This is a genomic window from Puniceibacterium sediminis, from assembly GCF_900188035.1.
Taxonomy (GTDB): Bacteria; Pseudomonadota; Alphaproteobacteria; order Rhodobacterales; family Rhodobacteraceae; genus Puniceibacterium; species Puniceibacterium sediminis.
The window spans coordinates 18,502-30,239 of sequence record NZ_FZNN01000022.1; the positions used below are offsets into that span (position 1 = coordinate 18,502).

General features: G+C 60.5%; 8 protein-coding genes. 5 read left to right on the forward strand and 3 right to left on the reverse strand.

What is annotated here, in order from left to right; translation table 11 throughout:
• Positions 1-60: 60 nt before the first annotated feature.
• The gene (locus CHB75_RS18285; protein WP_089273164.1) at positions 61-2,271 is read right to left on the reverse strand and encodes a S8/S53 family peptidase; all 2,211 of its coding nucleotides are present in this window, start codon (positions 2,269-2,271) and stop codon (positions 61-63) included.
• The gene (locus tag CHB75_RS18290; RefSeq protein ID WP_176439197.1) at positions 2,268-3,341 is read right to left on the reverse strand and encodes a phosphatase PAP2 family protein; all 1,074 of its coding nucleotides are present in this window, start codon (positions 3,339-3,341) and stop codon (positions 2,268-2,270) included. Before CHB75_RS18290 ends, CHB75_RS18285 begins: the two co-directional genes overlap by 4 nt.
• A 313-nt stretch (positions 3,342-3,654) precedes the next feature.
• On the opposite strand from CHB75_RS18290, the gene CHB75_RS18295 reads away from it, so the two are divergent.
• The 5 genes from CHB75_RS18295 (at position 3,655) to CHB75_RS18315 (ending at position 11,061) form a co-directional block, all read left to right on the forward strand.
• Positions 3,655-5,301 carry an AfsR/SARP family transcriptional regulator gene (locus tag CHB75_RS18295; RefSeq protein ID WP_089273168.1) on the forward strand — a complete coding sequence of 549 codons (1,647 nt, stop codon included), beginning with the start codon at positions 3,655-3,657 and terminating at the stop codon, positions 5,299-5,301.
• Between the two features lie 1,081 nt (positions 5,302-6,382).
• Positions 6,383-7,060, forward strand: coding sequence for a paraquat-inducible protein A (locus CHB75_RS18300; RefSeq protein WP_089273170.1), 678 nt, complete (start codon positions 6,383-6,385; stop codon positions 7,058-7,060).
• Positions 7,024-7,668: a paraquat-inducible protein A gene (locus tag CHB75_RS18305; RefSeq protein ID WP_425439519.1), complete on the forward strand. Its 645-nt coding sequence runs from the start codon at positions 7,024-7,026 to the stop codon at positions 7,666-7,668. Before CHB75_RS18300 ends, CHB75_RS18305 begins: the two co-directional genes overlap by 37 nt.
• The gene (locus tag CHB75_RS18310; protein ID WP_089273174.1) at positions 7,665-10,487 is read left to right on the forward strand and encodes a PqiB family protein; all 2,823 of its coding nucleotides are present in this window, start codon (positions 7,665-7,667) and stop codon (positions 10,485-10,487) included. The genes CHB75_RS18305 and CHB75_RS18310 overlap by 4 nt, the downstream gene beginning before the upstream one ends.
• Before the next feature lie 4 nt (positions 10,488-10,491).
• Positions 10,492-11,061 (forward strand): PqiC family protein, encoded by a 570-nt coding sequence (locus CHB75_RS18315; protein WP_089273176.1) that lies wholly within the window; start codon positions 10,492-10,494, stop codon positions 11,059-11,061.
• A 25-nt stretch (positions 11,062-11,086) separates the two neighbouring features.
• On the opposite strand, the gene CHB75_RS18320 is transcribed toward CHB75_RS18315, so the two are convergent.
• Entirely contained in the window at positions 11,087-11,704 is a 618-nt protein-coding gene (locus CHB75_RS18320) for a TetR/AcrR family transcriptional regulator (protein WP_245841064.1), read from the reverse strand.
• Positions 11,705-11,738 lie beyond the last annotated feature (34 nt).

Sequence of the window (11,738 nt, forward strand, 5' to 3'; positions counted from 1 at the left end):
AAAATCTATCCGGCGCCCGGGGACAGCCGGGCGCCGGTCAGGTCTGGGACAGATCAGGGGTCAGCGCGCGCGGGGACCCAGCAGAACCCGTACTCCGGTGCGCTCGGGCGTTCGGGAGGCCGCGAAATAATCGGCGCTGCTGATTTCAGCCAAACGTCTCAGGTCGTCGCGCGACTTAAGCTGGGGGTTGGCAAGCATCGCGGCGATCCAGCGCGCCACCTGTGGCGCTGCGCTGGACGTTCCGGCAAAGCGAAAGACAGAACCACTGTGAGTTCCGGCGGCCAGTACACCCGGAGCGGCATGATTGATCTCGGTCACGGCGGCCAGATCGACGCTGGCGCGGCGCAAGGCGCCGCTTTTCGCAAGCGGCTCCCCGGCGCTGGAAAATGCGCTGGTGCCGCCGTTGTCGATGCGGTTGCTGGCCAGGGTCCGACGGCTCAGCGCGGATTTTCGCACGCTGCCGACGCGGATTGTGCTGGTTCCGGTGCCGATGGCGTTCAGCGTGCCGCGGCGCAGAACCCAGGCGTTTGGCACATCCCCATCGTCGGGGCGTCCGTCGGGCCGGTATTCACTGTAGTTCGGATCCACCAGCGTGCACTGGCGCCCGAACGGGCGAAAGCCAAAGGGCGTGTCGTTACGCTGACAGCGCACGTCGATCTTCTGCGGCTCTATCTCGCGGGTGTCCCACAGACGAATTTCCCAGGTGCCAGACGGCACCGATGCCGGTTCCTGCTGAAATTCAACCGTCTCCAGCGGCTGTTCGAACAGCGTCGGGGCCAGGATCAAGGTCAGCTTGAACTGTTCGGTCAGGGGTCGCTTGCCGTCGGCTTTGTCGACATTCTTGCGGGGCAGGCTTTGCAGCACTTCGTGATAGGCCATGCCGACGAGGATGTCTTTGCCGCCGCGATGCTGAACCAATGGCACGGCATGGAAGAAGTCGATCTGTGAGTGCTGCCCGTCGATATCGAGCGCGATCCAATCCGCCGCATTCGGCGGGCGCAATTCCAGCCTGAGGGGGGACGGTCGGGTGCTAAGTTCCTCGACGATGTGCTTGCGGGTCTCCTCTGTCAGCGCCGTGGGTAGGGGGGAGGCGGGAGCGTCAGAGGGGGCATCGGGTTGGGCCGTGGTATTGTGCCCTATGAAATCGGTCTCTTGCTCAGGCCACCAGAATTCCACGATCGCGGCGGCTTTGTCCTCGGGCTGGCGGCGCAGCAGCAGCGGTGGGTTCTGCCGGTCGGGCCGGGTGCAGCCGATAGTCTGCTCGCCGCGTGTACGGCTTTGATAGCTGTTGCCTGCGGGCAGAGTCAGCCAGACCGGAATGCTGTGTACGTCTTGCATGGTCTGCACCGCGTCATCGATCCATTCCTCCATCTGGTCGCGGCCGTTCATCGGACCGGCAAAGATGCCGTAGGAAAAATTCAGCACCAGCGGAATCCGTGGCGCATCGCTGTCTTCCGGTTGTAGATGTATGGTGCGGGCAAGGATGAATTCGATCGCATGGGTGACATAGGTTGCCATGAATGCGCCCGAGGAGTCGCGGGTGGCAATCCGGGCCAGCTGCACCGCCACGATTGGACGCAGGTGCGCCATCTTAGCCGGTGTTTCGCCGAAGTCATCGACGGAGCGGTCGTTGCAGTCGTATCCTGTCGCAAGGTCCATCACATGGGTGCCGTGCTGGGCGCAGCGTGACAGCGCGCTCTGCATCTCTGCCAGCCGGTAGGCGGTGTCGGCATGGGGCAGGCCGACAGGATCGCGGCGCACGAACAGCCGTTCGTTGATTTCCGTTTCCACCCAATCCCGGCCAAAGGGTAGCACGTACCCATTGGTTTCACGCCCTGCCTCGCAGGCCGCGTCCTGATTCCAGAGTGCCGAAAGTCGCGTACCATAGCGGCCCGTGTTATCGCGTTTCAGAAAGCGTGCGTTTGCAAAGGCGATACCGTCATCGACGATCCCGATGATGACCTTTCGCGGCGCGGGTTCGAGTGCGGTAAAGCCAGGAGAACCTTTGAACTGGACACATAGGCTGTCAGGGCGAACCGGGGCCAGTTCTTTCGGATGGGCGGTTTGAAGCGCTCTGTCAACGGGTCTGGCGGTGCCACCCTTGATAGATACCGGGCCCCTCGTCAGGAAAGGCGTAGGAAACGGTAGGGTCGGTCCTTGGATAAAAGAGGGGGCCTGGGTCCGCAGCCACCAGTCGCTGTAGGGTGACAGGATCTGTGCGTCGTTGTCACCCCCATCGGCGCGCACGGGGCTGTCCCAGCGCAGGGTCATGATCCGGTGCCCCCTGTTTTGGCTGTCGCCCATTCCGCTCTGGCCCGCGCATAGAGTTCGCGCAGCACAGAACCGGTGTTGGACATGGTCAGCTTGTATGTCGTCGGCGTGCCATATTCGACCTCGGTACCATCACCTTCGTAGGCCACAAGCGGTGCATGATCAAAAAGCCCGCGGGACGTCTCGTGGGTGAAATCCGCAGCCCCGAATGCATCGCTTCTGCAATGCCAGCCGGTAGCTTCGACATTAAGGTGATCGGCTGATGTCCCTTCGGGGCGATGCGCGAGCGCGAGTATATAGCGCGCCAGAGAGATCCCCAGAGTGGCCCCCGCGGCGCTGTCGACGGGAAAGTGCACCCCTGCCACGGTACGGTTCTGCGCGATCCGGGTGGCTTGGCGCAGCAATTGTTGCTCGACCAGATAGGGCCGGACCGCCGCGTGCATCACGAGATCGCGCAGGATTGTTGCGACCAGAAACGCCTCGGTTGCGTGGCCAGACGGCAGCGTGCCGTGACCCGGGGTCTGGATCATCGGATGCACCTGGGCCGAAAATACGTTCGGCCGTTGGCAGGCCAGCAAATGCTTACACTGCATTTCGATTAACGACGCGGCCTGCAGCGCCACCAGCAAAAGCTCGTGCGTCCAGCGATTTCGCTCGGGCTCAAGCGGAACCACCGCGCCAAATGACGAAAGGATGTCCGTGAGTTGCAACAGGATCTCTGCCGCGCGCTCGACTCTCTGATCGGCGTAATATTCGATGTAATTCAACTGTTGGGCAAAGGCTTCCATCCCGGGCCGGTCAATTTGCGCGACGACGATTTCGCCAGACCCCAGCCGTGAAAGCACCCGCACGGTCGCGGGCGTAGGCACAGTTTGACCCTGCGCGTCCGGCGTTTCGCTGGCATGATGAGGAGTGACACACAGGGTCGAAATGATTTCCTGCACGGTGACCAGCATGCGCGTGTCCATCGACCACTGCTGCATGTTGTCGGCACTTGCGAAGGAAAGCTCTGTCGGGAGGGGATACGAGGGATCCCACGACCAGTGGCCGGTCAGGGAGGCATGGCTCATTGTAAGAGCTGCAGCGGCTGCGGGCGGCGTCCTGCCTCCGGCCATCAGTTGTCCGTGTTGGCCATGCTGTCCGTGTTGCCCGTGCTGTCCATGCTGGCCGTGTTGACCATGCTGCACAAATAATATGCTATTCGTCACCATATCGCCGCTTCTCCCAAATTACATGCACACAATTGCGGTCCATGGTCGGGCCACGTTCAATTTTGTCAACAAGCGATCCGAAATCGTGTTAGACTAACGGTCGAATTAACAATTTTTTAACAATTCAATCTTGTGACGTCGTCCATTTTGATGTCGAAACGGAGGTTTTCAAATGATGGAAAACCCATATAGGCTTTATTTGGCGGGGGCGTTTCGGTTCGAATGCCCGGCGGGCAACAAGATTGATATGCTGGGCAAGAAATCGCGCGCAATTATCGGTTTTCTTGGCACCGGTATCGACCACGAGAGGCCCCGCGCCTGGGTTCTGGACCATCTGTGGAGTGATCGGGGCGAACGTCAGGCCGCCGCCAGCTATCGTCAATGCATTTACGAATTGCGGCGCAGTCTTGGTGAGGGCAGCGATATTCTGGAGGTCGCGTCAAATCGTCTGGCTCTGAAACCCGGTCGGATATGGGTGGATGTGGACGACACCGACTATCTGACCACTCTGTGCGCAAATACCGCCGAATTGCCCGAATTCCTTGCGGATCTCGATATCCGCGATCCAGAATTCGAACACTGGCTGCGCGACCGGCGCAGTTGGTTGGCGTCTTGTATGGAAACGTTGCGCGCGCCACCAAACGAACAGCCGCGACAGAAGCCTATCGAATTGCAGAAACATCCGATGCGCCCGATCGTCATCCGCGGCAAAGTCTTCGGTGACAGCCAAAAGACCGCCGCGATCAATTCGGTCCTGCTGGATCTGATTTGCAAAAGTATAGACGAAAACGGCCGGGTCAAGATCGTGGATGAGGCGACGATGTCCGGCTTGCGGCCAACGGATGCCGCGCGTGCATTCCGCGTTCAGGTCAACAGCCTTGAAAACGGGGGCGGGGTCGGTGTGTCGACCACGCTCACACGGTCCTATGATGGGACGGTCTTTTCAAACGAAATGCGGGTGACGCAGGGTGCCGACCTGCTGGGACAGGACGAGAACGGTGGGATTGATCTGGTGAACGAGGCGGTTCAGTGCGCGCTGGATGAAATCGTAAGCTACGAGGAGCGCCTGTCGGAGTCTCAGATTGCCACCGCTCTGTGCCTCAGTGCCGTCCGTTCGGCTCTGGATCTTTCGGGCGGGTCGCTGGAGCGGGCCGACCGTCGACTTGAGACGGCCTACGAGATCGACCCGCAGCCGGTCTTTCTGGCATGGCGTGCCTATTTGCGCACCTTTCAGCTGGGCGAAAATGGCAACATCTGCCGCCAGTCGACCCAGGATGAAATGCAGCATCTGATTTCCCTGGCCGAGGAACAGCAGCCGGGCAACTCAATCATTCTGTCGCTGTCGGCCTTCATCCGGTCGATGTGGCTCTTGTCGAACGAAGAGGCGTTGGGTCTTGCGGTGCGCAGCACGGCGATCAATCCAGCCAACCCGGTCGGGATTGCCTATTTGGGCATGGTGCAGACCCATCTGGGGCATTTCGAAGAGGGTTATAAGCTGACGCGCAGGGCCAATGCGTTGACATCCCGGGGGTTGATGAAGCGGTCGATCCGCTACGTGGCCATGCGGTCGGCCGCCTGTGCGGGACACTATGCCGAGGCGCTCCGGATCGGGGAGGGGCTGTCGCGCGACTTGCCGGGGTTTGTTGCACCCAAGCGGCTGATGGGCCTGCTCTACATGAAGGACGGCCGCCCGGATCTAGCCGAACTGGTCGCCGAGGATATGCGTCAGGTCGAATCAGACTACAGCCTGGACAAGATGCAGGATTTCTTTCGCGCCTCGCCCCTGCTGTACCGTTGCGAACTCGGCGAGCCGACTTAGTTTCGTGATCGGCTTAAGGTGCTGCTTGAACTCCATCGCGTTTCGGTATGGAACAAATCTCAGTGGAAACTACCCGCTTACGCGGCTCACTTCTGCTCGAAAATCCACATGAAGGCAGGCCAAACTTGGTCAACGTCGCTGTGGCGCACGCGAAGCCGCCGCCCTAGGTGAGGATCGTCGGACCCTTGAGGCCTTCGACAGGGCAGGGGGCGCCGGTGCGGGCGGCGTGATGCCTGGGGACCCGCCGGGGCAAAGGCGAAATAGCTCTTGGTCCCTGGCTCAGCGTGGTCGCAGCTGGGACATCATATATAACTTGTCGCATTTGGGCCGCGGATCACGACGATCATCTGGCCCACCGGGTGATTTGCACTGCCAAGAGCCGAGGCAAAGAAGTTGCTGTGCGCGCGCACCTCCGTCGCCCCCAACAAATTCGACGCTGGCTTGATGAACAATCGCGCTTCATCTACTTCCCTAGGGCGCAACCGGGACCATCTAGTCGCGCCACCGGCGCGGTCTGGGTCGTTGGTCGGAACATGAACTGGTTTCACAAAATGGCGGGGCGGTTCCAGGCCTCCTCCACACGATGGACATGCCTGGAGCGTCTCTGCGTCGTATGGGAGGCGTCCCACGTTTCGACAGCTTTGATAAATTTGAAGGTGACCTTCGTTCATCCAGACATCATGTACGCGTTGTAACATTCGTCGAGAGATGCCTGCGCTGGTCCAGCTCCGCCGGGCTGCGATGGTTTCTGCCTCAGGCGTGAATTCGGAGCCCGGCGACCAGCGCGCTGTCGGTGGTCTGCGTTCCACGGCGGAACTCACCGTCGGATGGCACTCTCGACGTCTCCAAGATCGGCGCGCAGTTGGGCACGGGAGTTACACCGATATCGTTCGGAGCTCTCGCCGAGCTTGATCTTGTCTAAGTCGACCGACACAACAGCTCCTGTGGGCGGGTCTGAAAACACTACCTGCCTGATCCAGGGCCGTGTCAAACTAGCTATTACCTTCGAAGGTGGAAAGCGGTAAGAATACCAGAGCGGTCCGGAGTTGGACGCGATTGTAAATTAGGCCTGTATGCTATCATGAGTGTCGCAACCGGAGATGAGACAGATCCACAGCGTGCAACGCTGTTTGGTGGCATTCCGCTCGAGTCCCTTATTGCCTGTCCGCAGTGCGATGCGCTTTATGTCGCGCATATGCCAGCCGTAGGGGAACGCGCGGTCTGTGAGCGGTGCCACACCGTCCTGATCGCGCCCAAACGCAAGGCGGGGCTCAAGATCATCGCGCTGACTTCGGCTGTGATCATCCTTGTTGCTGCCGCGCTGTTCTTTCCGTTTCTCACCATCAGGGCCGCCGGGTTCGGCAACGAGGCTTCGATCCTCGATTCCGCTTCGAGCTTTGAATCCGGGCCGATGGTGCTGTTGGCGCTTGCCGTCGCGGCGATGATCGTGGTGATACCGCTGATCCGCACTCTGCTGATCCTCTACGTGCTCATACCCGTCGTGGCGGATCGTCCACCCTACGCCCATGCCAAACATGCCTTCCGCCTGACGCAGGAATTGAAACCCTGGGCGATGGCCGAAATCTTTGCCATCGGTTGTGCTGTCGCGCTGGTCAAGGTGGCGGATCTTGCGCATATCGGGTTCGGTCCCGCCTTCTGGATGTTTGCCGTTCTGGTGGTCATCGTCATCTTCAACGATAATTATATGTGTACATGGTCGGTATGGAAATCACTGGAACTGGATCAGAAAGAGGCGTGACCGCACGCGACGCAGGCCTTGTGGCCTGTCGCCGCTGCGGACGCGTCTGGCCGATGAGGACCGAGCGGTGTGGCCGCTGCGGCAGCCATCTGCAATCGCGTGATACCGGTAGCCTGGGCCGTGTCTGGGCCTTCTGGCTGGCCGGACTGATCTGCTATGTACCGGCGAACCTGAATCCGATGCTGATCACCCAGACGCTGTTGAGCAGTTCCAAAAGCACCATCGTCGGTGGCGCGGTGGATTTGATACACCACGGGGCGATCGGCGTGGCGATCATCATTCTGGTGGCGAGCGTATTGATACCGGTCGGAAAATTCATGGCCATTGCCTATCTTGCCGTGTCTGTGCGGCGCGGTTCCAGCATTTCATCTGCCCGCCGTCACCACCTTTTCGAGGTCGTGGAATTCATCGGGCGTTGGTCTATGGTCGACGTTTTTGTGGTGGCAATCCTCAGTTCACTGGTACAGTTGTCGGTGGTTGCGTCCATCCATCCCGGATCGGCCGCGCTGACTTTTGCGCTTTCGGTGATTTTTACAATGTTGTCGGCGCAGGCTTTCGATACCCGTCTCTTCTGGGACACCAAGGACGCAAGGAATGAAACGACGTGACTGACTCATCCAAGGATACAAATCCAACCCAGCCCGGGAACGTCCCGATCAAGGCCGGCAAGAGTTCTTTCTGGGACAGCGCATCAATCATCTGGCTTATTCCGATCCTAGCCCTGGCGATTGCCCTGGGCGCTGCCTGGCGCAATTATAACGCGCAGGGCCCGTTGATTCAGGTATCCTTTGAAAATGCCGCCGGTATCCGTGCCGGAGAAACCCAGATGCGCTACCGGGACATCCGTGTCGGTACGGTCGAGGAGTTGAGTTTCAGCAAAGACTTGACAGAGGTCGTGGCTTCCATCCGTGTGGAGAAGTCTCTGGCCCCATATATCAATAGAGACGCCGTTTTCTGGATCGTGCGCCCCGAGGTCAGTGCGCGGGGGGTATCTGGGCTCGATACTGTGCTCTCGGGCGTTTACATTCAGGGTTCATGGGACAGTGAGCCCGGTATTTTTTATAATGATTTTGAGGGGCTAAAGGACGCGCCATTGCTGAGTCTGGACCGCGAGGGCATCAGCTTTACCCTGCGCTCGGACGACGGCCTGCCTGGGTCGGGAACACCCATCCTGTACAAAGGGGTTGAGGTTGGCCTAGTTGGCAATTCAACCGTCAATGACGACGGTACCGGAGTGTCCGCCGTGGCTGTGATCTACAAGCCCTACAGCAGTTTCGTGACCAGCTCGACCAGGTTCTGGGACATCTCGGGATTCAGCTTTTCAGTCGGGGCCAGCGGTGCGCAGTTGAATTTCACTTCGCTCGCCTCGTTGATCTCGGGCGGTGTGACCTTTGCCGAAATCGGGTCGGGCGGCACGCCGCTGGCCGAAGGCGCGACATTCGAGCTATTCTCCGACGAAACCGCAGCGCGCGACGACTTCCTTGTCGATGGCGACGGTCAGGCCGTCAACGTGTCGATGATCTTTGACCAGAATCTGGCCGGACTTGCCGCTGGGTCTCCGGTCGAACTTGGCGGGTTGAAGGTGGGCGAAATCACCGGAATCAACGGAATCGTGGACCGCGAACGCTTTGGTGACAACGAGGCGCGGCTGATCGCGACCGCGCGCATCAACCCCGGCCGGATCGGCCTTGGGCAGGATGCGGGCGAAGATGAACTATTGCACTATCTGTCCGTGCGTATCGGCGAAGGCCTGCGCGCGCGTCTGACGAATGCCTCGATCTTTACAGGCGGGCTCAAGGTTGAACTTGTGGTGCTGCCCGGTACGGGGGTTGCCACACTGGACCGGGGGGCTGATCCGCTGCCCCGGATCCCGACGGCGAATGCCGATGTCACCGATGTCGGCGCCACCGCGCAGGGGGTGCTGCAACGCGTCAACGACCTGCCGGTCGAAGAGGTCATGCAGTCCATCACCGATTTCCTCAACAACGCGACTGCCCTTATCAGCAGCGAAGAGTTGCAGCGCGCTCCGGCGGAGTTGACCGGCATTCTTACCGCCGTACGTGGCGTCGCCGAAAGTGAGGGCGTGCAGGGTCTGCCCGAGCAGATCAGCACGGTGCTGAGCGATCTGCAAGAAACCGGCACCATGTTGAACCGCGTGATTTCGGTCCTCGAAGAACAGGACGCGGCCGGCAAGCTGACGACCGCGATCGACAACGTGGGCGTGGTCTCCGCGACCCTGCCGGAACTGGTTGCCGACATCCGCGCCGTACTGGTCAATGCACAAGAGGTGCCGCTGGCAGAACTATCGCAGAACATAACCGAACTGCTTGCTTCGGCGGACTTGTTGCTGACCGATGCAGATACCTTGATAACAAGCGCCGATGTGCAGGCCATTCCGACCGATCTGCGCGGCATCCTGTCTTCGGTTCGTGACGTAACCACCAGCGCCGATGTGCAGGCACTGCCGACCCGTGTCACCGAACTTTTGGCCGGGCTTCAGAGCACCAGCGCGCGGCTTGACAGCATGATCGCCGATCTGCAGGAGCAGGACGCAACCGGCAAGCTGACCAGCGCGATCGACAATGTGGGTACCGCCACCGAAAGCCTGCCGGACCTTCTGGCCGACATCCGCTCCGTTGTCGCCAAGGCCGAGGCGCTGCCGCTTGCGCAACTCTCGCAGGATGTTTCGGATCTGCTGACCACCGCAGAGGCGCTGATCGCGAATGAGGACGTGCAGGCCGTTCCGGTCGAGCTGCGCCAGGTTCTGTCGTCGCTGCGTGAAGTGACGACCAGTGCCAGTGTACAGGCCCTGCCAACGCGCGTGACCGAATTGCTGACCGGGTTGCAGGATAGCGCAACCACGTTCAGTCGACTGCTGCGGGATGTCGAAACCCAGGATACCGTGGGCAAGCTCACTGCGGCCGTGGATGACGTGGCACAGGCGGCGGAGGGGCTTCCGTCGCTTGTGGAAGAGGCGCGAGGCATCGTTCAGAACGCCAACGAGATCCCCCTTGCCAGGCTGTCTGATCAGGCGACGAAGTTGCTGGAATCGGCCAATGCGCTGGTGGATCAGGACTCCACCCGTGCGCTGCCGGGCGAGCTGAACACCGCGCTTGCCGAAGTCAGCGCCGTGCTGCGCGAATTGCAGGACGGTGGGCTGATCAACAACGCAAACGCCACGCTGGCTTCGGCCCGCGACGCGGCGGATGCCATCGCAGAGGCTTCGGCCACGCTGCCACAACTCGCGGCGGATCTGCGTGCGGTGGCCACTCAGGCCGGTACGACCCTGTCGGCCTATTCCGAAGACTCAAGCTTCACCCGCGATACTCGGGGTGCGATCCGGCAGATTCAGTCTGCCGCCGAAGCGATAGAGCGCCTTGCGCGCACTATCGAACGCAACCCGAATTCGCTGATCCTGGGACGGTAATGTCATGAAGACTACGTTTATATCGAAAAGCCTTCTTTTGGCGGCCACTTTGTTAGTCGCGGCCTGTGCCGGGGGCGATGTCCGGTTTGCCACGCCTGCGGTCGAACCAACGGTCAAGGTAGCATCGCGCTATCGCAGCCTGGAGGTGGTCGAGGTCACGTTGCCGTCCTATGCCGGGGCCGAGGAAATTTATTTCCAACAACCGGATGGTTCGATCGAGGAACTGGGGCCACTCTGGGCAGACCTGCCGTCACGTGCAATAACGCTGGGGCTGGCCCGCGATCTGGGCGCCATCACCGGCGCGACAGTGGCTCCCGCGCCATGGCCCTTCCGCGGTTTTTCGGATGCGCGCATTGATGTTCGGATTGAGGAGATGGTCGCCACCGCATCCGGTCAGTTCCGCCTGTCAGGACAGTATTTCGTCGCACCTGAACAGGATGGCGGCGACCGGTCCGGCCACTTCTCGATTGCTGTGCCATTGCCTGAAAAGGCGACCGCTGCGCAGATCGCTGCGGCCCGTGGCGCTGCGACAGCGCAACTGGCGGAACAGATCGCCAAGGCCGCACTCCGCTAAACCGTTTGGCCTGCACGCCTGGGTATCAGACCACGTCGAAGGCGTGCAGGAACCGGTCTATGGCACCTTCGATGGCCTCAGACGGGTCATCGGGGCAGGGCATTCGGTAGATGTGCTGGCGAATGCCGATATAGACGATTCCGCCGTGCAGATTCCACAGATCCTCCATCCCCGGGCGACTGCCCGTGCGGGATGCCGCACCGATTTCGGCCAATAGCGGCGTGAGAATCACACTGCCCAGATGTTCAAGGTATCGGCGGTTCAGTTCGGCCCCCGCCAAGCCCGAGAACATGAAGATCCGCATCCATTCGTACTGAAAGATCAGCGTGCTGTATTCGGCATAGAAGTCCAGCAGCCGGTCGCGCAGGGGCCGCGTGCGGTCGGTCAGTCGGCGTGGCCAGTCATCCGAAAGGCGGTTCAGATACACATGTTCGTACACCGCTTCGATCAGATTATCCTTGCTTGAGAAGTAGTTGAACAGCAGTGACTGGGTCACGCCCAGCCGTTTTGCCAGATCGCGGGTCTTACCCTCCAACCCGACATCGGCAAAGAAGGCGACTGCCCCGTCGATGATCTGTTGGCGTCTCTCTTCCGGCTGCAATCGGCGACGAGAGACTGGGTCGGTTGTGGCCGCTGCGCTCACTGGTCTCTCCATCCTGAAATCCCCTGATTTGTGA

What these genes read in the sequence shown, in the direction of transcription:
- CHB75_RS18285 (WP_089273164.1), bottom strand. Translation starts at nt 2,271, where the DNA reads ATGACCCTGCGCTGGGACAGCCCCGTGCGCGCCGATGGGGGTGACAAC.
- CHB75_RS18290 (WP_176439197.1), bottom strand. Translation starts at nt 3,341, where the DNA reads ATGAGCCATGCCTCCCTGACCGGCCACTGGTCGTGGGATCCCTCGTAT.
- CHB75_RS18295 (WP_089273168.1), top strand. Translation starts at nt 3,655, where the DNA reads ATGATGGAAAACCCATATAGGCTTTATTTGGCGGGGGCGTTTCGGTTC.
- CHB75_RS18300 (WP_089273170.1), top strand. Translation starts at nt 6,383, where the DNA reads ATGAGTGTCGCAACCGGAGATGAGACAGATCCACAGCGTGCAACGCTG.
- CHB75_RS18305 (WP_425439519.1), top strand. Translation starts at nt 7,024, where the DNA reads ATGGAAATCACTGGAACTGGATCAGAAAGAGGCGTGACCGCACGCGAC.
- CHB75_RS18315 (WP_089273176.1), top strand. Translation starts at nt 10,492, where the DNA reads ATGAAGACTACGTTTATATCGAAAAGCCTTCTTTTGGCGGCCACTTTG.